This is a genomic window from Ruegeria arenilitoris, assembly GCF_013030985.1.
GTDB lineage: Bacteria > Pseudomonadota > Alphaproteobacteria > Rhodobacterales > Rhodobacteraceae > Ruegeria > Ruegeria arenilitoris_B.
Genome location: NZ_WPYP01000008.1, coordinates 203,540 through 229,882 on the forward strand (window position 1 = coordinate 203,540; position 26,343 = coordinate 229,882).

Genomic DNA, 26,343 nt, shown 5'->3' on the forward strand with positions numbered 1-26,343 from the left:
CGTCAATTCAAACAGGTTGACCCCATGACAAACCCAATTTCTCTCGCGCAGGGGCGCGAGTATCTGGCTATTCCCGGCCCGTCGGTCATGCCCGATGCGGTGCTGCAGGCCATGCACCGCCCGTCGCCCAATATCTATGACGGCGAACTGATCGAGATGATGCCGGCCCTGACCCGTGATCTGCGACGGGTGGCTCGGACCGAACACAACGTTGCCATCTATATCGCTAACGGACACGGCACGTGGGAGGCCGCGCTGTCCAACGTGATTGCGCCGGGAGAAACCGTGCTGGCACCGGCCTCGGGCCGGTTCACCCATGGCTGGGCCGAGATGGCCGATGCAATCGGTGCCAAGGTCGATCTGATCGATTTCGGCACGTCTTCGCCATGGGATATGGAGCGCATTGCTGACGCTCTGCGCGCGGATACCGACCACCGGATCAAAGGGGTTCTGGCGGTGCATGTGGACACGTCAAGCTCGATCCGCAACGACATCCCAGCGCTGAGGGCGCTGCTGGACGACCTGAACCACCCGGCGCTGCTGATGGCGGACTGTATCGCCTCGCTGGGGTGCGACCGGTTCGAGATGGATGCCTGGGGCGTCGATGCCATGGTCACCGCTTGCCAAAAAGGCCTGATGACTCCGGCAGGCGTTGGGTTCGTGTTCTTCAACGACAAAGCTCAGGCCAAGCGGGCCGAGATGCCGCGTGTGTCTCAGTACTGGGACTGGCAGCCGCGCGCGAAACCCGAACTGTTCTATCAGTATTTCAACGGCACCGCGCCGACGCATCACTTGTACGGCCTGCGCGCTGCGCTGGACCTGATCCACGCAGAAGGCATGGAGCATGTCTGGGCCCGCCACGAACGCCTTGCAACTGCAATCTGGACAGCCTGCGAAACCTGGGCAGAAAGCGGTGCGCTGCACCTGAACGTCGCCGACCGTGCCCATCGCAGCCATGCCGTGACGACCCTGCGCCTGACGGATGAACGCGGCACGCCTTTGCGCCAGTTTACCGAGACACAGCTGGGGCTGACACTGGGTATCGGCCTGGGGATGGAGGATTGGAACGGCTATTTTCGTCTGGGCCACATGGGCCACGTGAACGGTCAGATGGTGATGGCGATATTGGGGGGTATAGAGACCGCAATGGCCGCCCAGAACATCCCACGCGGCAAAGGCGCGCTCGAGGCCGCAGCCGCAGTTCTATCTCAATAAGCCACAATTCCTGGCTTCATCTGGCTGAAAATACCTTTGGGGGTGAATTGGCCCAACGGGCCAAGAGGGGGCAGACAGCCCCCTTTACTGTTTGCCTCCCCGCGCAGTCGCCAAGGCATTCGGCAGCGCGGCCGCAAACGCGTCCAAATCAGCCGACTGACCGCAGCTGACTCGGATACAGCGGTTTTGGGGGGCGGCAAAGGGCATGCGTACAAAAATGCCTTGCGCCACCAATGCCTCCAAAACCGCCTTTGCAAAGGCCCCATCCTGACCGCAATCGATGGCGACAAAATTCGTGGCCGAGGGCAGGGACTCTAGCCCGTTATCCCGTGCGATTTGCCCAATCCGGTCGCGGGATGTGCTGATCTGCGCCTGCACATGGGCCAGCCATTCAGCATCCTGCAACGCAGCCAGAGCGCCTGCCTGGGCGGCCCTGTTCATGCCGAAATGATTGCGCACCTTGTTGAACGCCTCGATCAATCCCGGTGCACCTATCGCATAGCCAACCCGCGCCCCGGCCATGCCGTAGACCTTGGAAAACGTGCGCATCCGGATCACACGCGGATCATCCGCCGCAACCGGAGCCGCGGTGCCCTCGGGCGCGCATTCCACATAGGCCTCGTCCAGCACCAAGAGACATCCTTCGGGTAGAGCCTCCAGCGCGGCGACGATGTCCGCGCCCCTGTGCCAACTGCCCATCGGATTGTCGGGGTTGGCCAGATAGACCAGCTTTGCGTCCACTTCCGCGGCCTTGGCGAACAGTGCTGCTGGGTCCTCGTGGTCGCCGCTATACGGCACCTTGTGCAACACGCCGCCAAACCCGGCCACGTGGTAGTTGAAGGTAGGGTAAGCGCCGTCCGAGGTGACGACCGCATCTCCCGGCCCGACCAGCAATCGCACGAGGTATCCCAGTAGGCCATCAATGCCTTCGCCCACCACGATGTTGTCCGGCCTCACCCCGTGATGATCCGCCAACGCGTGTCGCAGATCATGGTTCTCGGGGTCGCCATACATCCAGACTTCTGTCGCCGCCATCGCCTCGATCGCACGGGGCGAGGGGCCAAAGATGCTCTCATTCGCGCCCAGCCGGGCCACAAAGGGCACGCCGCGTTGACGCTCTTGTGTCTCGGGCCCGACAAAGGGCACGGTCGCGGGCAATGACAGGGTAAGCGGGGTATAGCGTGGGTCAGTCATGATGCGAGATAACCCCATGGTCCCCTGTCAGGCAACCACCTGTGAAATCGCTGTTAGTCGTGCCCCGACGTTGTAGTGGAACTTACCGATCCTTCCGGGCATGGTTTGGGGTAACAGAGATTGGGAGGCCCACATGTCACGCGTATCCGTCGAATACAAAGATCACATCGCCCATGTCACGCTGACACGCGGCGACAAGATGAACGCGCTGGATGACGCGATGATCAAGGCGTTACTGTCTGCCGGGCAAGAGGTTGCGGTCTCGAACGTGCGTGCCGTGGTGTTGTCGGGCGAAGGCAAAAGCTTTTGCGCCGGGCTCGACATGGCAAGTTTTGCCAAGATGGCCCATATGGACCCGACCGAATGGCTGATGGCGCGCAGCCACGAAGACGCCAACGAGATGCAGGAGCTGGCGCTGGTCTGGCGGCGTGTTCCCGTGCCGGTGATCTGCGCCATTCAGGGCGTGGCTTATGGCGGCGGTCTGCAAATCGCATTGGGCGCGGATATCCGCATCGCCCACCCCGAGGCCAAGCTGGCTGTGATGGAGATGAAATGGGGCATCATCCCCGACATGGGCGGGATGGTCCTTCTGCCGCGGCTTGTCCGCTCGGACGTGCTGCGTTTGCTGACCTACACCGCACGCCCAATCGGCGCGCAGCAAGCGGCAGACTGGGGACTGGTCACGAAACTATCGGACGATCCGCTGACCGAGGCGCAAGCGATTGCAGAAGACATTGCAGGCAAAAGCCCCTCGGCCATCCGTGCTGCCAAGCGCCTGATCGAAGTGGCTGAGAGCAAGTCCCGCGCCGAGGTTTTGATGGAGGAATCCGCCGAACAGGTCGAACTGATTGGCAAACCCGATCAGATGGAGGTGGTGATGGCGCAGATGCAGGGCCGCAAACCCGAGTTCAAGTGATCAGCGCATAAAGGCACGCCGCGCGTCGCGTGCCATGTTGTACTGCATTTCTAGATCCGCGATTCGGGCCATGGCCGCTTTGCGATCATCCGGGTTGGTGAGCGCTGCATAGTCTTTTCGGGCAGCATCCAGCTTTTTCCGGATCTCGAATTCTTCGGGAAGCACACCGGCCTGCGCCATAATCCGGTGCCCGGCTGCGATGGCCGGGTCGCTTTGGGCCTCACCCGATCGGTCGGGCAGTGGGTGGCCTTCGCCTTCCAGACCCTGCAACTGGCCCTCGGCCTGCGCTTTTTTGATCTGGCGTTCGATCAGTTTTCCAAGCGATCCAAACATGGCGACACGATACTCCAGACTTGCGACAGGCGAAAGCGGCTAGCGCGTTCGGTTCGTCACCAAATAGGCAATGCCACCGGCCAGCAGCCCCCAGACGGCAGCACCCAAACCAAAGACGGATATCCCCGAGGCAGTGATGGCAAAGGTCAGAATCGCGGCCTCTCGTTCTGCGGGCACTTCAAGCGCCGCATGGGTTGCGTTTGCCAGCACTCCGATCAGTGCGATTCCGGTCAGTGTACCCATCAGCAGAGGATCGGCATGTACGGCGAACCCGGTAATTGCCACCGCGAAGATGCCGAACAGGCAATAGAACACACCTGCCATCACCGCTGACCAATAGCGTTGGTTCGGGTCGGGGTGGCTGTCCTCGTTGGAACACATCGCGGCGGTGATCGCGGCAAGGCAGGTCGCCGGAGCACCGAAGGGTGCCGACAAAATGCTGGCCGCTCCGACAGATGAGAACAGCTTTCCCGGCACGGGCGCATACCCAAAGCTGCGCATCACGGCGATTCCGGGGATATTCTGAGTGGCCATTGTCACGATGAAAAGCGGGATTGCGATGCCAATGATCGAGGCCAGCGAGAGCGTCGGCATGGTCCAGACCGGTACGGCCATAAAATGAGATGGGGCAACCGATGTATCGCCTGCGTTCAGGATCACGACAATTGCTGCGGCGATCACCGCCGCAGGGACGGCGAACAGTCGGTTGATCCGCCCGGCGATGAACCATGTCAGGATCACCGGCAAGGCTTGCCAGGGCAGGTCAACGGCGGCCTTGAAGGGGGTGATGCACAGGGGTAGCAAAACGCCGCCCAACATCGCTTGCGCCAGCGTCGTTGGGATCGCCGCGGCCAATCGCCCCAATGGACGCCAAAGCCCGGCCAGGACGGTCAGCGCGCCCGCACACAGGAACGCCCCCACGGCCTCAGAGAATCCTGCCGCTGGTAGCGCCGACACCGCCAACAGCGCGACGCCGGGCGTCGACCACGCGACGCTGATGGGTTGCCGGTACCACAGGCTAAGCCCGACTGCCGTTAGACCCATGGTGATCGCGGCCGTCATTAGGCCCGAAGCGGATTCGGCCGGGGATGCCCCCATGGCCGCCAATCCCTGCAACACGATAGGGAATGAGCTGAAGAACCCGACAATGGCCACAACCAGCCCGGTCGAGATTGTTTGAATTGGGGGAAAGGCGCGCGCCATTTTGACCTCGGGGCTTGTCATCGGCAATTGCTAACAAGGGTTCGGCTTTGGGGGCAAGTCCCTTGAGCCAAAAGAAAACCCCACCGCCGGATCTGGTGGTGGGGTTGGAATTTGAGTGTTTATGAAAAGATGAAGATCAGGCGATCTCGGCCAGACGGGCGAGCGCTTCGTTCAGTTTCTCTTCTTCCTCTTCGCGGGCAGCGAGGTTGGCTTTGGCTTCCGCAACCACTTCTTCCGGGGCCGAGGCCACGAATTTTGGGTTGTTCAGACGCCCGCGCAGGCCGCCCAGTTCCTTGGCCAGCTTACCCTTGGCTTTCTCCAACCGCTCCTTTTCCGCACCGATATCGATGATATCCGCCAGCGGCAGGCCGAAGGATGCACCGGGGGCGGCGATCGAGATGGTGCCCTTGGGCAGCTCATCGGCCTTGGTCAGGCTGTCGATCCGCGCCAAGCGCTTGATCAGCGCCTCGTTACGGTCCCATGCGGATTGGCCGCTTGCGTCGATCTCGGTCACCAGCATCGGCACATAGAGGCCTGCCGGAACCCGCATTTGCGCGCGGGCCGAACGAGTGTTTTCAATCACCGAGATCACCCAGTTCATCTCACGATCCGCATCCGCGTCTACCAGATCAGCGGCGGCGTAGGATGGCCAGTCGGCGTGAACGATCATTTTTGCACGGTTGCCGGTGAGGCCCCAGAGCTCTTCGGTGACGAAGGGCATGATCGGGTGCAGCAGGACCATGCACTGATCCAGAACCCAGCGCATGGTGGCGCGAGTCTCGGCCTGCGCCGCGGCGTCGTCGCCCTGCAGCAGAGGTTTCGACAGCTCCACGTACCAGTCGCAAACCTTGCCCCAGACAAAGGCATAAAGCCCGTTGGCCGCATCGTTGAAACGATAGCTTTCCAGCGCCGCATCGACCTCTTCCCGTACACGGGCGGTTTCGCCGATGATCCAGCGATTCACGGCGGCCTTGGGCTTCAGGTCGGCCACATCCTGTTGCGGGACGGCGTCGGTGAAGACCTCGTTCATCTCGGCAAAGCGAACGGCGTTCCACAGCTTGGTGCCGAAGTTTCGATAACCGGTGATGCGCTCGCGGGACAGTTTCAGCACGCCGCCAATTGCCGCCATCGAGGCGTTGGTGAATCGCAGCGCGTCGGCACCGAATTCGTCCACGATCTCCAGTGGGTCGATGACGTTGCCGGTGGTCTTGGACATCTTCTTGCCCTTCTCGTCGCGGACAAGCTGGTGCAGATAGACGGTGTGGAACGGGATCTGATCGACCACGGCCAGTTGCATCATCATCATCCGGGCGACCCAGAAGAACAGGATGTCGAAGCCGGTGATCAGAACGTCCGTGGGGAAGTAGCGCTCCAGCTCCTCGGTCTGTTCGGGCCAGCCCAGCGTACCGATGGGCCAGAGGCCGGAGGAGAACCAGGTATCGAGGACGTCGGGGTCGCGCCAGACCGGATAGACCAACTTGGTCGGATCTTGTTCGACAGCGTATTGAGCAAGGCTTTCAGCGAACTGATGGATCGCTTCCTGTTTGTCTGCGACTTCGATAACGGTCGCGTGGCTCAACGGGCTGGGGATGTTGGCATTGTCATCGAGGAACTTCTCGGTAACGGCCTCAAGGCTCGCTGCGCATTCCATGACATTGCCACGGTGCAGCATACCGCCTTCGTTCAGCAAACGGCCCAACTCGACCAGATCAAGGTCGCCGTCGTTTTCATCGTCGATGAAGTCATCGGCGGACAGGTCGAGACCATACCAAACCGGAATCTGATGACCCCACCACAACTGGCGCGAGATGCACCAGGGCTCGATGTTTTCCAGCCAGTGGTAATAGGTTTTCTCGCCCGACTCGGGGATGATCTTGACCGTGCCGTCCTTGACCGCGTCCAGCGCGGGGCCGACGACCTTTTCGGCGTCGACGAACCACTGGTCGGTGAACATCGGCTCGATGACAACTTTCGAGCGGTCGCCGAAAGGCTGCATGATCGGTTTGCTCTCGACCAGCGGGACCAGCTTGTCGGCACCTTCATGCTCGGGCTTCAGCGCGGTCGAGCCCAGACGTGCGTCATCCGCGCGGCACATGACAGCCAGACCGTCGGCGGTGATTTCTTCCACCACCTTCGCGCGTGCTTCGAACCGGTCGAGTCCGCGCAGGTGATCGGGGACGAGGTTGATCGCGTCGATCTCGTTCTCGGTGAATTCACGACCGCGTGCGTATTCTTGCGCTTTGCCTGCCTCGTCGGCGTAAGGCGCACCATCGGCCCGCATCGCACCTTTGGTGTCCATCAGGCGGTACATCGGAATGCCGCCGCGCCTGGCGACCATGTTGTCGTTGAAGTCATGCGCGCCGGTGATCTTTACCGCGCCTGAGCCGAAGTCGGGATCAGGATAGTCGTCGGTGATGATCGGAATCTGGCGGCGGTGTTCTTTCGGGCCAACCGGGATTTCACAGAGTTTCCCGACGATTGGTGCGTAACGCTCATCCGACGGGTGAACCGCAACCGCGCCGTCGCCCAGCATGGTTTCCGGGCGGGTCGTGGCGATCGAGATATAATCGCGCTCTTCCTCGAGGATGATGTTCCCGTCCTCGTCCTTTTCGACGTAGGTGTAGGTCTCGCCCCCGGCCAGCGGGTATTTGAAGTGCCACATATGGCCCGCGACTTCGATATTCTCGACCTCAAGGTCCGAGATCGCGGTCTCAAAGTGCGGGTCCCAGTTGACCAGACGCTTACCGCGATAGATCAGACCCTTTTCGTACATGTCGACGAAGACCTTGATCACCGCGTCGTGGAAGTTGGCCGAGTACTCATGGCCTGTGCGCGGATCACCCGCCGCACCGGCCATGGTAAAGGCGTTGCGGGACCAATCGCAGGAGGAGCCGAGGCGTTTCAACTGCTCGATGATCGTACCGCCGTATTCGCCTTTCCATTCCCAGACTTTCTCGAGAAATTTCTCGCGGCCCAATTCCCGGCGTCCGGGCTGCTGGGTGGTGGCCAGCATTTTTTCGACCTGCATCTGCGTGGCGATGCCGGCGTGGTCCTGTCCGGGCTGCCACAGCGTGTCGAAACCGCGCATCCGGTGCCAGCGGATCAGGATGTCCTGCAGGGTGTTGTTGAACGCATGGCCCACGTGCAGTGCCCCCGTCACGTTGGGCGGCGGGATCATGATGGTAAAGCTTTCGTCGCGCGATTTGTTCGCGCCTGCCTTGAAGGCTCCGGCCTGTTCCCAGGCCTCGTAGATGCGGGCCTCGGCCTCGGCCGCGTTGAATGTCTTTTCCATCGCCATGGGGTGCGTCCTGCGTCATCAATCCTAGGTCAGCGCCTGCAATAACGAATGCGCAAGCGAAGGGGAAGGGCCAAGGGGGCAGAGTTGGACGCACTGGACAACGAACCGGTGCCACCTAATGTCGGCTGTGAGGCAGCGACAGGAGCATCCGATGGACAAGTTCGGAAAAAGCCAGCCGGTCAAACGGGTCGAGGATCAGCGGTTTTTGACCGGACAGGGGCAGTACATGGATGATGATGTGCCAGGTGACGCGCTGTTCGCTGCCTTCTTCCGCAGCCCGGTTGCGCATGGCCGGATCACCGCATTGGATCTGGACGCCGCGCGAGAGGCGGACGGCGTGCGGCTGGTCATGACGCTGGATGATCTGGCCGGGGCAGGGATCGATACCGTGATGAACGCGGCGACGGTAGCCAATCGGGATGGGTCCAAGGCGGCGGCACCCGACCGGCATATGCTGGCGAAAGACCGGGTGCGGTTTGTCGGTGAGCCGGTGGCGGTGGTGATTGCCGAAACCCCGATTCAGGCGCGCGATGCGGTTGAGATGATCTGGTTGGACACCGACGACCTGCCCGCCAAGCTGGATATCGACGCCGGAGGGGAGATGCTACATCCCGAGGCCCCTGACAACCGCGCCTTTGACTGGGGGTTGGGGGATGAAGCGGCGACCGAGGCCGCGTTCCAGCAGGCCGCTCATACCGTTTCGCTGAACGTGGCAGACAATCGGGTGATCATCACCTCGCTCGAACCACGCGGCTGTCAGGCGCATTGGGTAGATGGGAGGTTGCAGTTTGCTTACAGTGGTCAGGGTGTCTGGGCCATGCGGGCGCAACTGGCACAAAAGCTGAAGCTGAAACCTGAAGCCATCCGCGTCACCACCCCCGATGTGGGTGGTGGGTTCGGCATGAAGGTGATGCCGTATCCCGAGTATTTCTGTGTCGCCGTGGCTGCGATGAATCTGGGTCAGCCCGTCCACTGGATGTCTGACCGGTCCGAAGCGATGTTGTCGGACCATCACGGCCGCGATCTGACCTCGCTGGCCGATCTGGCCTTTGACGCCGATCACCGGATCACCGCCTACCGGGTGCACAGCAAAGTCAACCTGGGCGCTTACAACAGCCATTTCGCTCAGGCGATCCAGACCGACCTGTTCAGCAAGGTTCTGATGGGGGTTTATGACGTTCAGACGACCTATATGCGGGTCGAGGGGTTTTACACCAACACCACGCAGGTCGATGCCTATCGTGGTGCGGGACGACCCGAGGCGATCTATGTGCTTGAGCGGTTGATGGATCGCGCGGCACGTGAACTAGGGGTCGATCCGTGGGAGCTGCGGCGCAAGAACTTCATCCGGCCCGAGAAGTTTCCCTACACGTCAGCCACTGGCGAGACCTATGACGTCGGCGATTTCAACATGGTCCTGACCCGTGTGGGCGACCAGACGCAGGGCTTTGCCGAACGCAAGGCCGCCGATGCCGAGCGTGGCCTGATCCGGGGGCAGGGCCTCTGTTACTATATCGAAAGTATTCTGGGTGACCCTTCCGAGAACGCAAAGATAGCGTTTTGTGAGGATGGCACCGTGAACCTCTATGTTGGCACCCAGTCAAACGGGCAGGGGCATGAGACGGCCTATACCCAGTTTCTGTCGGACCAGACGGGCATTCCAGTGGACCGGATTACCATCATTCAGGGCGACAGCGACCAGCTGCCCCACGGGGGCGGCACCGGTGGGTCGCGCTCGGTCACGGTGCAAAGCACGGCGACATTGGCCACAATCGACGTCATGATCGCCGCATTCACGCCGTATCTGGCCGATAAGATGGGGGTCGAGGAGGCTGACGTGAGCTTTGATCACGAAACATTCCGCGCGCCCGGGTCCAACCTGACGCCGACCCTGACCGAGGCGGCCAAGATGGCCCGCGCCGATGGCCGTACCGATCTGCTGCAACACGAAGCGCGCGCCAACCTGGATGCGCGCAGCTATCCCAACGGGGCGCATGTTGCCGAAATTGTTATCGATTCCTACACCGGTGAAACATGGGTGGACCACTATACAGTCGTTGATGATTTTGGTAACCTAATCAACCCGATGCTGGCCGAAGGGCAGGTGCATGGCGGTGTGGTCCAGGGCATAGGACAGGCCCTGACCGAGCACGTTGTGCATGATGCGCAAGGGCAACTGCTCACGGCTTCGTTGATGGACTACGCCTTGCCCCGCGCGGCCGAGATACCCATGATAAAGTTTACCTCGGCACCGGTTCCGTCAACTTCCAACCCGATGGGTATGAAAGGCTGCGGAGAGGCCGGCACCGTGGGCGCGCTGGCCGCTGTGGCAAACGCGGTTCAGGACGCGCTTTGGGATTACGGGGTGCGGCAGGCGGATATGCCTTTCACACCCAACAGAGTATGGGAATTGTTGACGCATGGTTCTGTCGCGGCTGAGTAGAAAGGTACTGGGATGGCTCGGACGGCCTCTGCGGTCCGAGCACTCGGCCGAGACACCTCATCGCGAGCCTGTCAGCCATGTCATCATCCTCGACGGCACCATGTCGACGTTGGAGCCAGGATTTGAAACCCATGCGGGTCAGGCTTTCCGCCTGTGTCAGGAGATGGGTGGCAAGGTCTCGGTGTTCTACGAAGCAGGGGTCCAGTGGGAAAGCTGGAAAACCTCGCTGGACGTAATGATGGGGCGCGGGATCAACCGGCAGATTCGCCGCGCCTATGGCTATCTGGCGTCGCGCTACAAACCCGGTGATCGGATCTACTTTATCGGTTATTCGCGCGGGGCTTACGGCGTGCGCAGCCTTGCCGGGGTGATCGACATGATTGGCCTGCTCAAGGCCGAGCACGCCACCGTGCGCAATATCAAACAGGCCTACCGCCACTACGAATGCAATCCCGACGGCACCGCAGCCCGGGATTTCCGCCGTCAGTTCTGCCACGAAGAAATCGCCATCGAGATGATCGGTGTCTGGGACACGGTCAAGGCGCTGGGCCTGCGCCTGCCGCTGCTGTGGCGCCGGGCCGAAGAAAAGCACGCTTTCCACAACCATCAGCTTGGGCCTGCCACCCGGCACGGCTATCACGCCATGGCGCTGGACGAGACGCGCGAGGTTTATGAGCCGGTTCTGTGGGAGTGTACCTCTGATTTCAATGGTCACGTCGAACAGGTTTGGTTCCGTGGCACCCATGGCGATGTCGGTGGGCAACTGAACGGGTTCGAAGAGGCACGGCCGCTCAGCAACATTTCCCTGATCTGGATGCTGGACAAGGCCGAACTGCACGGACTGCCGCTGCCGGAGGGCTGGCGCGACCGGTTCCCGACTGCGACCGCGGCGCCTTCAGTTGGAACCTGGCGCGGCTGGGGCAAGATTTTTCTGCTGCGCAAGCACCGGAAAATCGGGCGCGATCCGTCAGAACGCCTGCATGTCTCGGTCGCACCGGATGAGCTGCCGGGCTGGGTGCCGATGCCGGATTTGCCCTCGCACCCGGCGCAGTAGAAGGTCAGCTTGGGACGCAAACGTTTCTGACTGGTTTGATCAGTGTATCCGGACGCTCGACCAGATCGAAACGCCATCGTCTCGGGGACCAATTATAGTTACGTTCTTCTTCGGGATCATCGACAATAAGCAGACCGTGAAAGTGCCATTCGGAAGTCGACTTGTAGTCGGTCTCTGTTGTGTAGAATGAAAACCCACGCAGTTGGTGCAAGGTTTCGATCGGAGAGTTTTCCGCATGTTCGGCGATGCAATAGGGTGAACCATCCGCGATCACATGTGTTTGAATAAGGATCATCGGGACGGTCAGCAAAGACCACAGCGCTGCGATAACCGACACCGCTATTCCAAGCTTTGCAATACGTGAGGGACGTACTTTTCCGCCTTTTCCCGACCAGATGAGGAACCCGAACCCCAACGCTATCGTCAAGGTAAGACCATGGAGCAGTTGAGTGGTGGAAAACAGAGAGAGTACGCCAGAAGTTAGTGTGAAGAAAACTCCAAGAAGAAGAGTGACACCGAAAAGGGTGTGGGCGAGAAAAGCGGGTATCCGGCGCAGTCCCATGAGAATCATGGCTGCAAGGATCAACGGCACCGCCGGCGCGATCCAGACCACAAGATACATGGCTTGTATCCAAAATTGGAAAGTTCCAAAGGAATAGTCCGGTTCGAAGGCAGTGCGATCCAATGGCTGGAAATAGGCCAAAAAGATCAGGGTGGCGTAGCCGCAGAAAAGGTATTTAGGATTTAACCTGAACTGAATCTGAAAAACTCTTGAAAAGAAAACAAAGTAGTAAGGTTGGCCGCCCGCCGTAGGGCGAGCGGCTAGCCTATTTGCCAGATCAAGCTTACCGGCGACGGTCGCGGCGCGAGCTCATGGGCTGGAAGGCCACGCCTACATGCGCCTCGCAGTAGGGCTTACCGGCTTCAACGGGCAGGCCGCAGAACCAGAAATCCTCGGTCGCGGGATCGCCCACCGGCCATTTGCAGGTCTTTTCCGTCAGTTCCATCAGCGTCAGCTTTTTGGCCTTTTTCTCAACCTCGTTGACCTTGGCCAGCGCCTCGGGGCTGATCTCGTTGGCCGAAGGCTGCGGCGGCAGCGGCTGGCCTGCCGGGATGATCTGACGGCGGGCGGGAACGGCGGGTTTCGCCTCGGCCGCCGGGGCAGGCGCGGGGCGCGCCGGTTCGGTCTTGGGTGCGGGCTTCGGCTTGGCCTCGGCCTTGGGCGCGGGGGCCGGTTTTTCCTTGGGCTCAGCCTTGGCCGGCGTTGCACCGGTTGCGCGGTTGGACAGGCCCAGACGGTGCACTTTGCCGATCACGGCGTTGCGGGTCACGCCGCCCAGTTCTTTGGCGATCTGGCTGGCAGACTGGCCCTCGCCCCACATTTTCTTCAGAAGTTCTACGCGCTCGTCAGTCCAGGACATCGGTTGCCTTTCAAAAGCGGAAAGCGGCCCCGGATTCGGGCCGCCTTGGGAATTCGTCTCAGCCCCCTATTTTAATCACTGTGGGCCGAGTTACAAGCGGTCTTCGAATCAGCTATGGGGCAGGCATGCAAAATCTTATCGATCAGGACGCGCGCCGGTTTGGGGCGGTCAATTGGATGGGCCTCTACACGCTGGCCAAACGCGAAACCCTACGGTTTTTGGCGGTATGGACGCAGACTTTGCTGGCACCATTGGTGACGGCAGGATTATTCCTGCTGATCTTCACCATCGCCATTGGTCCGGGACGGTCCGACGTGATGGGGGTTCCGTTCCTGATCTTTCTGGCGCCGGGCATTATGATGATGACGGTGATCCAGAATGCTTTTGCCAATACCTCGTCCTCAATCATCATTGCCAAGGTTCAGGGCAACATCGTCGACACGCTGATGCCACCGCTGTCGCCGTTGGAAATCCTGCTGGGCTATTTGGCCGGAGGCATTGCCCGAGGTGTCCTGATCGCCTTTGTCGTCGCTGCAGCGTTTCTGGTGTTCCTGTCCATCGCGCCGCAGAACCCGTTTATCACCCTGATTTTCGTGATCCTTGGGGGCACGTTCATGGGTGCGCTGGGCCTGTTTGCCGGTATCTTCGCCAACAAGTTCGATCAGATGGCGGCGATCACCAACTTCATCGTCACGCCGCTGGCCTTTCTGTCGGGCACCTTCTACTCGGTCGAGGCGCTGCCGCCTATTCTGAACCGCCTGAGCCATCTGAACCCGGTGTTCTATCTGATTGACGGGCTGCGCTATGGGATGATCGGCGTGTCCGACAGTTCTCCGTGGTTGGGCATGCTCGTCTGCACTGGCGCGACACTGGTGGTCGGTGCGATCACATGGCAGATGCTGCGCACGGGTTATCGGCTCAAGGCCTGACGCTGCCGCGTTTCGCGCCAGACAAGGATCAGCCCGCCGGTCAGGATGATGGCCGAGCCAATCTGGCTGACCGCGTCCGGGATCACGCCGAACACCGCAAAGTCATAGAAAGCGGCAAAGATCAGCGTGGCATAGCTGATCGGAGCCACAAATGACGCATCCGCGCGGGCCATACCGTTGACGAAACAGGCCTGAGCGCAGGCCATCAGCACGCCGATCCCGACCAGTGCTGCCCATTGCTGTGGCGTGGGCATCTGAAACACGAAACTGACCGCGACCGAGGCGATCATCAGCCCCATCGCGTTATTGACCAACAGAATCTGGATCGGAATCTCGCGGCCCGACAGCTTTTTGATGAAAATCAGCTCCATGCCAATCGACGCCGCAGCGGCCAGCGCCAGCAACGCGGCGGGCTGAAAGCTGTCGGGTGTCGGGCGCAGCAGGATCAGTGCTCCGGTCAGTGCCACCGCAGCAGCCAGCCAGCGCCATGGGCCTACGCCCTCTTTCAGCAACGGGACGGCCAGCACCATCGCGAAGACCGGGTTCAGAAAGGAAATCGCCGTGGCATCCGCCATGGGGATGAACGCAACCGAGGCGAATACCAGCGTGATTCCGACCCACCCGAAACTGGTCCGCCCGATATGCAGCCCCCAATGCGGGCGGCGCAGCTTTGGCCGCAGGATGCCAATCGCGCTGACGATCACCAGAAAGGCAAACAGAAACCGTCCGTGGCTGATCTGTATCGGATGCAGTGCCGGGCCCAGCGTATCTGTCCCCAGCGCTTTGGCCAGCAACGTTGTGCCCGCGATGAACGCGCAGGCGGTCACGATCAGCAAGGCCGCAAGGGCAGGGTTCTGGCGCACGGGTGTCATGCCCCTAGCGGTGGGCCCGCATCGGGGAAATAGCAAGCAGGAAACACACGTCTCAGGATGAAATTTCGTGTGCTGCGTTTTTCTGGGTTTTCAGACTGTCTGCGTCCCGCTATACGGCGCGACATGATCAAACACGCACATATCCTGCGACTCCGACGCCGACGCATTGCCGCGTAACCGGCCTGATTGATCCATTGCGCGCTGTAAATCCGCGCAAACCCCACCAAATCTGTTGACGAACCCTGCCTTCGTGTATCACTCACGGGGCTCAACATATCGAAAAGGATGATCCGATGATCCCGTCCGTTCTGCCGACCTATAATCGTGCGCCCCTGACCTTTGTGAAGGGCGAGGGTGCTTGGCTGACCGAGGCGGATGGCCGACGTTTTCTGGACCTCGGCGCCGGGATCGCGGTGAACGCGCTGGGCCATGCGCATCCGGCGCTGGTCAATGCGCTGACCGAGCAGGCACACGCGCTGTGGCATGTGTCGAACCTGTACAATATCCCGCAACAGCAGGGGTTGGCCGACAAGCTGGTCGAGCACACCTTTGCCGATACGGTGTTCTTTACGAACTCGGGCACGGAGTCCTGCGAACTGGCCGTGAAAATGGCCCGCAAGTATTTCTATGACAAAGACCAGCCCGAAAAGGTCGAGATCATCACCTTCAGCGGCTCGTTCCATGGTCGGTCTTCGGCCGGTATCGCGGCGGCCGGATCCGAGAAGATGACCAAGGGCTTCGGTCCGCTGCTGCCCGGATTCGTGCATGTCACGTTCGGAGACCTCGACGGCGTCACCAATGCCATCACCGACAAGACGGCCGCGATCCTGATCGAGCCGGTGCAAGGCGAAGGCGGTATCCGCCCGGTGCCAGACGCAGAGATGAAGGCCCTGCGCCAGATCTGCGACGAAAACGGCCTGCTGCTGATCCTGGATGAGGTGCAATGCGGCGTCGGCCGTACCGGCAAGCTGTTCGCGCATGAATGGGCGGGGATCACCCCGGACATCATGATGGTCGCCAAAGGCATAGGCGGAGGCTTCCCACTGGGCGCCGTATTGGCCACCGAAGACGCCGCCAGCGGAATGACGGCAGGCACGCATGGCTCGACCTATGGCGGCAACCCGCTGGGCTGCGCCGTCGGTTGCGCGGTGATCGATCAGGTCGCCACGCCTGCCTTTCTGGAAGGTGTGAACCGCAAGGCCGGTCTGCTGCGCCAAAAGCTGGAAGGTCTGGTCGCTGATCACCCGGAGGTGTTCGAAGAGGTTCGGGGCGCTGGCCTGATGCTGGGTATCAAATGCAAGGTGACCAACACGGACGTGGTGAATGCAGGGTATGACAACGAGGTCATCACCGTTCCCGCCGCCGACAACGTGATCCGCTTGCTGCCGCCACTGACCCTGACCGAGGATGACATCGCGCAGGCTATGATCCGCCTCGACAAGGCCGCCGTGCAGGTCGAAGGCAAGCTAGCGACCGCCTGACAGTCATCTTTTCCCAATTCCTCCGGTTGTGTGGGGCTGGCCCCCACCGCCAACAGCCAAAAGCGAAACGAAATGAACCATTTTCTCGATATCCACAAAACTGATGCAAACGATCTGCGGGCAATGATCAATCAGGCCGGTGAGATGAAGCAGGCCCGTCTGGGCCGTCCGAAAGCCGCGCCGGATGATGACCAACCGCTCAAGGGCCGCATGGTTGCGCTGATCTTCGAAAAACCCTCGACCCGGACCCGTGTGTCTTTTGATGTTGGTGTGCGTCAGATGGGGGGGCAGACCATGGTGCTGTCCGGTAAGGACATGCAGCTGGGCCATGGCGAGACGATTGCGGATACTGCCCGCGTGCTGTCGCGCTATGTCGACATGATCATGATCCGAACCTTTGATGAAACGATCCTGACCGAGATGGCCGAGTATTCCGACGTGCCGGTGATCAACGGCCTGACTGACCGCACCCACCCCTGCCAGATCATGGCCGATGTGCTGACGTTCGAGGAACACCGCGGCCCCATTGCTGGCAAAAAGGTTGTCTGGACCGGCGACGGCAACAATGTCTGCGCCTCGTTCTTGCACGCGGCGGGTCAGTTCGGTTTTGACCTGACCTTCACCGGGCCAGCCCAATTCGACCCCGAGGAAGAGTTCATGGGATTTGCCCGCCAGAAGGGCTCGAAAATCGTGGTCGAGCGTGACCCGTTCAAAGCCGTTGAAGACGCCGATCTGGTGGTCGCTGACACTTGGGTGTCGATGCACGACAGCCAGTCGGCCAAGGAACGCCGCCACAACCTGCTGCGCCCGTATCAGGTAAACACCGAGCTGATGTCGCACGCCAAGCCAGACGCGCTGTTCATGCACTGCCTGCCCGCGCACCGCGAGGAAGAGGCGACATCCGAAGTCATGGACGGCCCGAACTCGGTGATCTTTGATGAGGCTGAAAACCGGCTGCACGCGCAAAAGGCGGTAATGCGCTGGTGTCTGGGCGTTTAACGCCTGTGCACATCCCAAACGCGCAGTTTGGCGAGCGTTCGGGCGCTCGCCAACAAGACCAGCGCGCAAAGGGTGGTTTTGGTCATGATCTCCATCGTGCCTTCGATCAGCATCGCGTGCACGACGCTGCCCGTGATGGTCACAGCGACAAGTGCCGTGTGACACAACCTCCAGACCCGGAACCGCAGTTTTAGACGTTGTCTGTAAAGCCCCAGACAGGCGGCTGCAAAGGCCGCCCACATCGCGATGACGCCCCAAGCAGAAAACGGGGTGGGCGAGACGAACAGCAAAGCGTCCACGACATCCGGCGGGCTGGTGATCCATAAACCTCCGACATGGATCAGGATGGCGGTTACCAACGCGATGCCAATCCATCGATGCAATCGGCGGCTGGTCAGCGGAGAAAGCCCGGGCAGGTACCGACCAGCCAGAAGGGGCTGCAGCAGTAGCAACCCCATACCAACCACGCCCGCAAACCCTGCAATGATGTAGACCGGATCACGCCAGGCCAGAAGCGGGCTGTTCGCCGCCGCGATCAGTGGCACTGCCAGAACGAGGGCCAGAACTGTCCAGATCAGCAGGGCACGTGTCACGAAGGGTCAGAGGGGCTGCAAGACGAAATGCGCGGCAAGGGTCTTGTCCTTAGAACTCGCCATGATCGGCCGCAGGAACACCGTCTCGAACTCGCCGCTGTCATAGGCCAGATGGCCGTGCGGTTGCCCGAATGCAGGCACGATCTGCGGCATCTCGAGCCGAAACTGTCCGTTTGCATCGGTCAGCGTTGCGCCGTGGCTCTGCGGGTCGCGTTCGTGCCCTTCGGTTGTGTGCGCCCAAATCTGGATGCGCTGGCCGGGCAGGGGGGCTCCGTCACCCGCGCGCCGCACGGTGCCTGTCATCCAGAATCCGCCGCCGCCGATCCGATCAACGATGGGCGCGCCGGGGCGATAGTTGTTGGACCCACCGCGCATGGACGGCGTCGGGGCCAGCCCTGCCGCACGCGCAGGCAGCAGCAGGCCAGTTGTGCCGGTCGCCAGAACAGCGCCACCGAGGGCGATCAGGGAACGACGGGAAAAGCGAGTATTCGTCATGTCGGGACCTCCTGCAAGGTGTCATCCAATAGGATCGCAACGCGCCACGGCGCAAAGATAGCACGGTTCACGCTTTTTCCGAGGCGGGTTTCACGGCCCTGTGATCGCCCCGCGCGAATTTCTTTGACCTTGTGTGAACAGGGGTGCCATCCTTGCCACACCGATCCGAAAGGCTGCCTGATGGACAAGATGCAAACGGTGTCACCCGACGAAATCACAGCCTTCAAACGCGACGGAGCCGTTGTCCTGCGCTCGAGATTCTCGGACCATTGGCTTTCTCTGTTGCGCGCGGGGATCGACGCGGATCTTGCCGACCCAACCGACAACTTTACCCGCCATACCAAAGACCCTAGCGCCCCGGCTTATTTTGAGGATTACTGGGCCTGGAACAAAATTCCACAATTCACCGATTTTGTGCGCCATTCCCCCTGCGCCGCGCTTGCTGCGCAACTGTTGAGCGCGCCTTCGATCAATCTTGTCATGGACAACTGGTTCCTGCGTGAGGCCGGATCGACCTCACGCCCTCCGTTCCATCAGGACCTGTCCTATTTCGACTTCGAAGGCACGATGTGCGTTCTCTGGCTGCCGCTGGAGCCGGTGAGCAAGGAAAACGGGATCGCCTTCGTCAAAGGCTCGCACCTGTGGGACAAGCTGTTCATGCGGGTCCGGTTTGCAGACGGGCATCCCAGCTATGACCCGACCGAGGTCGCAGGCCTGACCTATCACCCACCGCCCGATGTCAACGCCGAACCGGACGCCTATGACCTGTTGCAGTGGGATATGCAGTTGGGCGATTGCATCTTTTTCGACATGCGCACGCTGCATGGTGGCTTGTCTTCGGTCACACCAACCGAAACGGTCCGGCGCTTTACCCTGCGGATGACGGCGCCGGACGGGATCATCCGGTATCGCGGTGATTGGGCCAAAGATGAACGCGCACAGTTTGAGGCGGCGGGTTACAGAGAAGGGGATCGCATCGACGGGCCGTTCTTCCCCCGACTGTGGCCGTAGATATCGCAAAAATCCCTGCACCCTGACTGTGCAAAATTGCCAGTTTTCCTGTGAAAATGCGCTCTATATTCTTCATTTATGAACCTTAACCCACTGATCGCAGGAGAGCTGGAATGAGTTGGAACCCGACCCACACCCCCGAATGCCTGTCGGAAAACGCGGCACTTGAGACATTGATCATCCCACGCGCCCGCGATCTTGGCGGGTTCGAAGTGCGCCGTGCCTTGCCGTCCGCCAAACGCCAACTGGTCGGCCCGTTCATCTTCTTTGATCAGGTGGGGCCTGCCGAGTTTATTACCGATGGCGGCATAGATGTGCGCCCGCATCCGCATATCGGTCTGGGCACCGTCACCTACCTGTATCAGGGCGAGTTCGAACATCGCGACAGTCTTGGTACGCATCAGATGATTTACCCGGGCGAGGTCAACTGGATGGTCGCCGGGCGCGGTGTTACCCATTCCGAGCGCACCAGCGAAGAAACGCGCGGCAAGAAACACAGCCTGTTCGGCATCCAGACCTGGATCGCTCTGCCCGAGGCGCATGAGGATATGGCCCCCGATTTCGAGCATCACAAACAAGCTGCGCTGCCGCATATTCAGGACGATGGGGTCAGCGCCCGTCTCATCCTCGGTTCGGCCTATGGTGAAACCAGCCCGGTCACGATGTTGTCCGAAACCTTCTACCTGGACGTCCAGCTTGATCCCGGTGCCGCGTTTCCCTTGCCGGACGATCACGAGGACCGGGGCGTTTACGTCACGCAGGGCGCGGTCGAGATTGCCGGAGACATGTTCGAGGAAGGTCGCATGATGGTGTTCCGCCCGGGCGACCGCCTTTCGGTCAAGGCGGGGCCGTCAGGGGCACGGCTTATGCTGCTGGGCGGCGCGACGCTGAACGAAGATCGTTATATCTGGTGGAATTTCGTGTCATCCTCGAAGGAAAAGATCGAGACTGCCACCCGCGAATGGAAAACCGCCGACTGGGCGAATGGCGCATTCCACCTGCCTCCGGGGGATGATCAAGAGTTCATTCCGATCTCGGAAGAGTTGGAGCGCACCCGGCCTCGATTGGCGCGCTGACCACACGTCAGGGGGCCTTGCCCGACGCTCTGATCCCGGCGATCCTTTGCGCCGGGGAGGTGTACCATGAAGATCGTGATCGCAGGCGCAGGCAGTATCGGGTGCTATTGCGGGGGCCTGCTGGCCCATGCAGGCCATGACGTGACCCTGCTGGGCCGACCGCGCATTTTGGACCCGATCGGCGACAAGGGTCTGACAGTCACGGATTTCTCAGGCCTGGACCGCCATGTGGCCGCGCAGAACCTGACGTTGACCGAGGACGCAAGCTGTCTGGCCACAGCAGAAGCCGTGATCGTGACGGTTAAAACCAGCGCAACCGCAGAGATTACCGACCGGATCACGCAATACACGCCGATAACTGCTCCGGTTCTGTCCTGGCAGAACGGGATAGGTAACGCGCGGATGCTGCGTGAGACCTTGCCGGATCACGACGTGCGCGCCGGGATGGTGCCGTTTAACGTGGTGCCCACCGACCCGGCTTGCTTTCATCGGGCGACCTCGGGCGAGATTGTTATTCAAAATGGCCCCGGTGCGTTGGGGCAAAGGCTCAGCAGCCCTGATTTGCCGGTGATTGAAAGCGATAACATCGACGCGGTGCAATGGGGCAAGCTGGTGATTAACCTCAACAACGCGCTGAACGCGCTCTCCGGTTTGACGCTGAAAAAGCAACTACTGGACCGCAACTGGCGGCGGTTGATGGCGGATCAGATGACCGAAGCTCTGGCGGTTCTTAGGGCGGTGGGTCACCCGGTGGCCTCGACGACTCCTCTGCCTGCGTGGATGACGCCGTATGTCCTGCGCCTGCCGACGCCGATCTTTACCCGTATCGCGGCACGGATGTTGACCATCGACCCCAACGCGCGGACTTCGATGGCCTATGATCTGATGGCGGGGCGCCTGACTGAGATTGACAGCCTGCAAGGCGAAATCATCCGCCTTGGCATGCAGTCTGGAGTGGCGACTCCGATCTGTACCAAAGTGCGGGCGCTGATCGAACAAGCGCCCGAAATCGCTCTGTCACCGGATCAGGTCAAACCTTAGGCGCGGTTAGATAAAGGCCGTCAGGAACACGAAAATCGCCGCTGACATGGCCGCAGCCGCCGGAACGGTAATAACCCAGGCGGCCACGATGGTCATGAAATGCGAGCGACGCACCAGCTTGCGGCGCTGATGCTCTTCGCGGGCAAGCCGCTGTTCGGCGGGACGCTGGCGGTTCGTTTGCTTCCAGCGGCGGTCCGAGTGCCATTCGCGGTAGAAACCAACTCCGAACACCGCACCCACGGCGATATGGGTCGAACTGACCGGCAGACCCAGCCAGCTGGCCACAATCACGGTGATCGCCGCCGACAGTGCCACGCAGAAGGCGCGCATCGGGTTCAGCTTGGTGATCTGGCTGCCCACCATCCGGATCAGTTTGGGGCCGAACAGGAACAGACCGAACGAAATCCCGAATGCGCCAATTACCATCACCCAGCTTGGGATCGCCACTTTCGAGACAAAATCGCCAAATTCCGCCGTATGCACGATCGCGGCCAGAGGGCCAACCGCGTTGGCCACGTCATTGGCGCCGTGGGCGAAGCTGAGGAAGGTGGCCGAGATCACCAAAGGCAAACCAAACAGTGTTTTTACGGACTTGGTGCGGTTTTCCAAACCTTCGGATTTGCGCCGCACCCACGGCACTGTCACCGACCAAACCAGCAGGCCCGAGGCCAGGCCGATCAGCAGGGCCATCTCAAGCTCGATCTTTACGATCCGTTTCAGGCCCTTGACGGACAGATAGGTGGCAAACGCCGCCGCCATGACAGCGACAAGGATCGGAACCCATCGGCGCGCGGCGGCGATTTTGTCATCCTGATATTGGATCTTGGATTTGATCAGCGCCAGAAAGCCCGCCGCGATCACCCCGCCCAATACCGGTGAGATCACCCAGCTTGCGGCGATGGCGCTCATTGTGCCCCAGCTGACGGCACTCAGGCCCGCCGCGGCGATGCCTGCGCCCATCACACCACCCACGACCGAGTGCGTGGTCGAAACCGGTGCGCCGACCCAGGTGGCAAGGTTAACCCACATCGCCGACGAAATCAGCGCGGCCATCATTGCCCAGATAAATACCTCGCTGTTTTGAACCGAGGCCGGGTCGATAATCCCCTTTGAAATGGTCGAGACCACATCCCCACCCGCCAGCAACGCGCCTGCGCTTTCGGCAAGGGCGGCAATGACGATCGCGCCACCCATGGTCAGGGCATTGGCTCCAACCGCCGGGCCCATGTTGTTGGCCACATCGTTGGCGCCGATATTGACGGCCATATAGGCGCCGAAAACCGCTGCCGCGACAACGATCAACCCGCCATCTGCCTGTCCGAAAAACATGGCTGCAGACAGGCCGGCCAGCGCGATAAAGGCCAGCGCGATGCCGGGCGCCAGCATTGGGCGCGCCACGTGGACACTCGCATTTTCGACACGCGAGATACGGTGCAGGTCGCTGTCCAGCGCCTGCCAACGGGTTTTTGTAGTCATGTTCGACATGGGATTTTGCGGCTTACTTAATTTGACACACGCGGCTAGACGGTTTCACCCGTCTGGGCAACCGCTTTGTCATCAAATTTTCGCGAAACTGTTACAGTTGGAGCAGTATGTCGCGCAATTCCGGCTCGTTGACGCGTTCGGCCGCCGTCGCAGGTGATACCCAGACCCGTTTGCGCGCCCCCGCTTCGGGAAAATCATCCAAAAGGTCCTGAACGTCGATCCGATAAACACTAGTCAGTACCTGCAGGGCCGTGCCGTCTTTCAGGATTTTATCATAGGTAAATTGGCCAATCGGCTCTTTGGCGGGGCCGGGTGCACGCACGCCAGCTTCTTCCCACGCCTCCTGCAGGGCGGTTTCGGCACCGTCCTTGCCATCAATCGGCCAGCCCTTGGGGATGATCCAGCGCCCGGTATCGCGGCTGGTGATCAGCAGAACCTCTGGCCCAATTTCGGTTTCTCGTGTGCACAGCGCTGCGAACTGCACCCGCCGGGGGCGCAGGAAAATGGGTCGTGCAACCTCCTCCCAGATGTTTCGCAACCATTTTGTCATAATCTATTCTTCTGTTCGCACGTTAATGTAGAGCCGCAGAGATATAACAACAAAAAGCTGCATCTTCAATGAGCCTTTATGCACTGGAAATTCATGAGCTTCTCGTGCCAGTAAACGATTTTGACTAAACCTCTATAATCTAATCAAAAGGTCAATTGCGGTTTTGTCCCCGCCGTTTGGCGCGCAGGGTGGGGTCGGCCTGGGTTGGGTCTTCGGGCCAGGGATGTTTGGGGTATTGCGCGCGCATATCCTTGCGAACGTCCGCGTAAGACCCCGCCCAGAAACCCGGCAGGTCGCGAGTGATCTGGATCGGGCGTTGCGCCGGTGACAGCAGCGTGATCTTCAGCGCCTCGCCCCCAACGACAGGGTGTCGTGTAACGCCGAACAATTCTTGCAAGCGGACCGAAATTTCGGGCACCGCACCGCCGTAATCGATCGGCACCTTGCGGCCCAACGGTGTCTCAAACGACCCGGGCGCGCGGCGGTCCAGCTCTTGCGTCTGGTTCCAGTCCAGCCGGGCACGCAGGGCGGGCAGCAAGTCGAACCGCTTCCACTCCTCGGCATTGCGCACGCCAGAGAGCATTGGCAACAGCCAATCTTCAAGGGTTTGGGTCAACCCCTCGATGGTGAAATCGGGCAAATCCACGCCTTCGGCCCGCACCAGTTCCACACGGGCGGCAAGCCGTGCTGCAGCGCCGTCCAGCCGCAGGCCAAGATCGCGCACGCCGTCCAGCATGGCCTGCGCCACGGCCTCGTCCGGGACATCCTTCCAGATGCGGTCGCTCAGAGTGATTGCGCCGAGGCGCTCTTGTTGGCGTGCTACAACCCGCCGGTCGCGCTTTGACCATTCGCAACTGTCGACCCAAGCGATCTGATCCGTGAATAGGTCGCGAATATCGCGTTCCGAGATCTGGGCTGCCATGCGTACGCGCGCCTCGCGCGGGTTGCCGTCGGTATCTGTAACCGCCAGGTAGGGCGCGGCGGCCAGCGTGTCGCTATTGTCCAGTACAACCCCTTTACCACCAGACAGAACATAGCGCGGCACATCGCCCTTGCGGCGTTGCCCGATCCGGTCAGGGTAGGCCAGCGCGGCCATCGAAGCGGCGCTCAGGTCGGTGGAGCCGCCTCGTGTGCGCAGCCGCTTGGCCTCGGCCTTGATCCGATCCACGGCGCCCGCGTTCACCTGCCAGATCCGATTGCGCTGAAACGCGCGCATGTCGCGCAGCGCTTCCAGCCGCAGCAACATATCCACCGGAGCACCTTTGAGGGGGTCGCGTTCGGCCATCAGCGCGGCCAAAGGCGCGGCATCAGGCCCGGCGCGTACCAGCATATGCCCCAGACGCGGGTGCAGGGGTAGCGCGGCCAACGCGCGCCCGTGTTCGGTGATCCGCCCTTTGTTGTCCAGCGCGCCGAGCATGTTCAGCAGGGCTTTTGCTTCGGCCATGGTGCCTTCGGGCGGTGGTGTCAGGAACGCCAGATCGCCCGGTTCTGCGCCCCACACCGCCAGCTCCAAGGCTAGCCCGGTCAGGTCGGCGGCTTCGATCTCGGCCGGGGGGTAGGCGGCCAGAGCGCCTTCTTCGCCCTTGGACCACAATCGATAGCAGACCCCTTCGGCCACACGCCCGGCACGGCCTGCGCGTTGGGTGGCCTCTGCCCGCGTTACGCGCTCGGTCACCAGCCGCGACATGCCCGAGCCCGGATCGAACCGGGCCCGCCGGGCCTGGCCCATGTCCACCACCACGCGGATGTCGGGGATGGTCAGAGAGGTCTCGGCGATCGACGTGGCCAGCACCACTTTGCGACCGGTTTCAGCAGGCGCAATCGCTGCGCGCTGGGCGGCAAAGGGCATCGCCCCGAACAGGGGGCGCACCACGCAATCGCCGGGCAACCGCCCGGACAAAGCGGCTTCGGTCCGCCGGATTTCGCCCTCACCGGGCAGGAACACCAATACGCCCCCACCGGTTTTACGCGTGTCCCGCTCGGCCTGAATTACCAGTTCGACCAGAGCGTCCAACCGCCTTGCCTGTACCCCCAAAGGCCGGTCCAACCAGCGGGTTTCGACCGGATAGCTGCGCCCCTCGGAGGTGACCAGAGGCGCCTCCATTAGCCGCCCCACGGGTTCTGCATCCAGCGTCGCGGACATGGCCAGCAAGACCAGATCGTCCCGCAGTGCGCCGGTGACCTCAAGGCACAAAGCCAGCCCCAGATCGGCGTTCAGGGACCGTTCGTGGAATTCGTCAAAGATCACCGCACCGATACCGGGCAGGTCAGGATCGGATTGCAGCATTCGGGTCAGGATGCCCTCGGTAACCACCTCGATCCGTGTGGATTTCGAAACCTTGGCGTCGCCACGCACCCGGTAGCCAACCGTCTCGCCCGCGCGCTGACCCAGGGTTTCCGCCATCCGTTCGGCGGCGGCGCGTGCGGCCAGTCTGCGCGGTTCCAGCATTACGATTTTGCCATCACACACGCCCGCCTCAAGCATCGCCAGAGGCACCCGTGTCGTCTTGCCCGCACCCGGAGGGGCCTGTAACACGGCACGGCCTGAAGCCCGGAGGGCGACAAGCAGGTCAGGGATGGCGTCGTCGATGGGCAAGCGTGTCATGCAGGCTTTATCCGCCAACCGTTCGGCAAGGTCCAGTTCCGACAGGCTGCGGCAATTCTCATGGTGCTTGGCACTGGACAAACCCCGTTCCGCTACGCCATCAAGGCGAAAATCGGGTAGGGGAACGCG

At 61.1% G+C, this 26,343-nt stretch carries 22 protein-coding genes; 10 read left to right on the top strand and 12 right to left on the bottom strand.

Features of this window, described 5'->3' with window-relative positions:
- Positions 1-24 precede the first annotated feature (24 nt).
- Entirely contained in the window at positions 25-1,215 is a 1,191-nt protein-coding gene (locus tag GOX88_RS16740; RefSeq protein WP_170404271.1) for a pyridoxal-phosphate-dependent aminotransferase family protein, read from the top strand.
- Between the two features lie 84 nt (positions 1,216-1,299).
- On the opposite strand, the gene GOX88_RS16745 is transcribed toward GOX88_RS16740, so the two are convergent.
- Positions 1,300-2,409: a pyridoxal phosphate-dependent aminotransferase gene (locus GOX88_RS16745; RefSeq protein ID WP_170404273.1), complete on the bottom strand. Its 1,110-nt coding sequence runs from the start codon at positions 2,407-2,409 to the stop codon at positions 1,300-1,302.
- 133 nt (positions 2,410-2,542) lie between these two features.
- On the opposite strand from GOX88_RS16745, the gene GOX88_RS16750 reads away from it, so the two are divergent.
- Positions 2,543-3,325, top strand: coding sequence for a crotonase/enoyl-CoA hydratase family protein (locus GOX88_RS16750; RefSeq protein ID WP_170404275.1), 783 nt, complete (start codon positions 2,543-2,545; stop codon positions 3,323-3,325).
- On the opposite strand, the gene GOX88_RS16755 is transcribed toward GOX88_RS16750, so the two are convergent.
- The 3 genes from GOX88_RS16755 to GOX88_RS16765 form a co-directional block, all read right to left on the bottom strand.
- Positions 3,326-3,658, bottom strand: coding sequence for a DUF1992 domain-containing protein (locus tag GOX88_RS16755; RefSeq protein WP_170404277.1), 333 nt, complete (start codon positions 3,656-3,658; stop codon positions 3,326-3,328).
- Positions 3,659-3,697: 39 nt separating this feature from the next.
- Entirely contained in the window at positions 3,698-4,882 is a 1,185-nt protein-coding gene (locus GOX88_RS16760; RefSeq protein ID WP_254443352.1) for a benzoate/H(+) symporter BenE family transporter, read from the bottom strand.
- Positions 4,883-4,997: 115 nt separating this feature from the next.
- Positions 4,998-8,159: a valine--tRNA ligase gene (locus GOX88_RS16765; protein WP_170404280.1), complete on the bottom strand. Its 3,162-nt coding sequence runs from the start codon at positions 8,157-8,159 to the stop codon at positions 4,998-5,000.
- Positions 8,160-8,310: 151 nt separating this feature from the next.
- Here GOX88_RS16765 and GOX88_RS16770 point away from each other — a divergent pair, with 151 nt between their 5' ends.
- Together GOX88_RS16770 and GOX88_RS16775 are read left to right on the top strand one after the other, a co-directional pair.
- On the top strand, positions 8,311-10,602 hold the full coding sequence (locus GOX88_RS16770; protein ID WP_170404282.1) for a xanthine dehydrogenase family protein molybdopterin-binding subunit: 2,292 nt from the start codon (positions 8,311-8,313) through the stop codon (positions 10,600-10,602).
- The gene (locus tag GOX88_RS16775; RefSeq protein ID WP_170404285.1) at positions 10,580-11,656 is read left to right on the top strand and encodes a DUF2235 domain-containing protein; all 1,077 of its coding nucleotides are present in this window, start codon (positions 10,580-10,582) and stop codon (positions 11,654-11,656) included. Before GOX88_RS16770 ends, GOX88_RS16775 begins: the two co-directional genes overlap by 23 nt.
- A gap of 4 nt (positions 11,657-11,660) precedes the next feature.
- Here GOX88_RS16775 and GOX88_RS16780 read toward each other — a convergent pair whose 3' ends face one another.
- Both GOX88_RS16780 and GOX88_RS16785 read right to left on the bottom strand, forming a co-directional pair.
- Entirely contained in the window at positions 11,661-12,278 is a 618-nt protein-coding gene (locus GOX88_RS16780) for a hypothetical protein (protein ID WP_170404288.1), read from the bottom strand.
- Positions 12,279-12,501: 223 nt separating this feature from the next.
- On the bottom strand, positions 12,502-13,077 hold the full coding sequence (locus GOX88_RS16785) for a GcrA family cell cycle regulator (protein WP_170377923.1): 576 nt from the start codon (positions 13,075-13,077) through the stop codon (positions 12,502-12,504).
- 125 nt (positions 13,078-13,202) lie between these two features.
- On the opposite strand from GOX88_RS16785, the gene GOX88_RS16790 reads away from it, so the two are divergent.
- On the top strand, positions 13,203-14,006 hold the full coding sequence (locus GOX88_RS16790; RefSeq protein ID WP_170404292.1) for an ABC transporter permease: 804 nt from the start codon (positions 13,203-13,205) through the stop codon (positions 14,004-14,006).
- Here the strand turns inward: GOX88_RS16790 and GOX88_RS16795 are convergent.
- Positions 13,988-14,878, bottom strand: a complete 891-nt coding sequence (locus tag GOX88_RS16795; protein ID WP_170404294.1) for a DMT family transporter — start codon at positions 14,876-14,878, stop codon at positions 13,988-13,990. The two genes, GOX88_RS16790 and GOX88_RS16795, sit on opposite strands and share 19 nt — an antisense overlap.
- A gap of 293 nt (positions 14,879-15,171) precedes the next feature.
- Here GOX88_RS16795 and GOX88_RS16800 point away from each other — a divergent pair, with 293 nt between their 5' ends.
- Together GOX88_RS16800 and argF are read left to right on the top strand one after the other, a co-directional pair.
- Positions 15,172-16,359 (top strand): aspartate aminotransferase family protein, encoded by a 1,188-nt coding sequence (locus GOX88_RS16800; RefSeq protein WP_170404298.1) that lies wholly within the window; start codon positions 15,172-15,174, stop codon positions 16,357-16,359.
- Positions 16,360-16,431: 72 nt separating this feature from the next.
- Complete coding sequence (gene argF / locus GOX88_RS16805; protein ID WP_170404299.1) at positions 16,432-17,358, top strand: ornithine carbamoyltransferase; 927 nt, start codon at positions 16,432-16,434, stop codon at positions 17,356-17,358.
- Here the strand turns inward: argF and GOX88_RS16810 are convergent.
- Together GOX88_RS16810 and GOX88_RS16815 are read right to left on the bottom strand one after the other, a co-directional pair.
- On the bottom strand, positions 17,355-17,951 hold the full coding sequence (locus GOX88_RS16810) for a ferric reductase-like transmembrane domain-containing protein (protein WP_170404302.1): 597 nt from the start codon (positions 17,949-17,951) through the stop codon (positions 17,355-17,357). The two genes, argF and GOX88_RS16810, sit on opposite strands and share 4 nt — an antisense overlap.
- 6 nt (positions 17,952-17,957) lie before the next feature.
- A complete protein-coding gene (locus GOX88_RS16815; RefSeq protein ID WP_170404306.1) occupies positions 17,958-18,446 on the bottom strand; it encodes a twin-arginine translocation pathway signal in 489 nt (162 codons plus the stop codon).
- A gap of 180 nt (positions 18,447-18,626) precedes the next feature.
- On the opposite strand from GOX88_RS16815, the gene GOX88_RS16820 reads away from it, so the two are divergent.
- From GOX88_RS16820 to GOX88_RS16830, 3 genes are all read left to right on the top strand, one after another.
- Positions 18,627-19,457, top strand: a complete 831-nt coding sequence (locus tag GOX88_RS16820) for a phytanoyl-CoA dioxygenase family protein (protein ID WP_170404309.1) — start codon at positions 18,627-18,629, stop codon at positions 19,455-19,457.
- 113 nt (positions 19,458-19,570) lie between these two features.
- A complete protein-coding gene (locus GOX88_RS16825) occupies positions 19,571-20,533 on the top strand; it encodes a pirin family protein (protein ID WP_170404312.1) in 963 nt (320 codons plus the stop codon).
- Positions 20,534-20,599: 66 nt separating this feature from the next.
- Positions 20,600-21,574 (top strand): 2-dehydropantoate 2-reductase, encoded by a 975-nt coding sequence (locus tag GOX88_RS16830; RefSeq protein ID WP_170404314.1) that lies wholly within the window; start codon positions 20,600-20,602, stop codon positions 21,572-21,574.
- 6 nt (positions 21,575-21,580) lie between these two features.
- Here GOX88_RS16830 and GOX88_RS16835 read toward each other — a convergent pair whose 3' ends face one another.
- From GOX88_RS16835 to hrpB, 3 genes are all read right to left on the bottom strand, one after another.
- Positions 21,581-23,059 (bottom strand): inorganic phosphate transporter, encoded by a 1,479-nt coding sequence (locus GOX88_RS16835; RefSeq protein WP_170404317.1) that lies wholly within the window; start codon positions 23,057-23,059, stop codon positions 21,581-21,583.
- A gap of 91 nt (positions 23,060-23,150) precedes the next feature.
- Positions 23,151-23,609: an NUDIX hydrolase gene (locus GOX88_RS16840; protein WP_170404319.1), complete on the bottom strand. Its 459-nt coding sequence runs from the start codon at positions 23,607-23,609 to the stop codon at positions 23,151-23,153.
- Between the two features lie 151 nt (positions 23,610-23,760).
- The gene (gene hrpB, locus GOX88_RS16845) at positions 23,761-26,214 is read right to left on the bottom strand and encodes an ATP-dependent helicase HrpB (RefSeq protein ID WP_170404525.1); all 2,454 of its coding nucleotides are present in this window, start codon (positions 26,212-26,214) and stop codon (positions 23,761-23,763) included.
- Between the last annotated feature and the right edge of the window lie 129 nt (positions 26,215-26,343).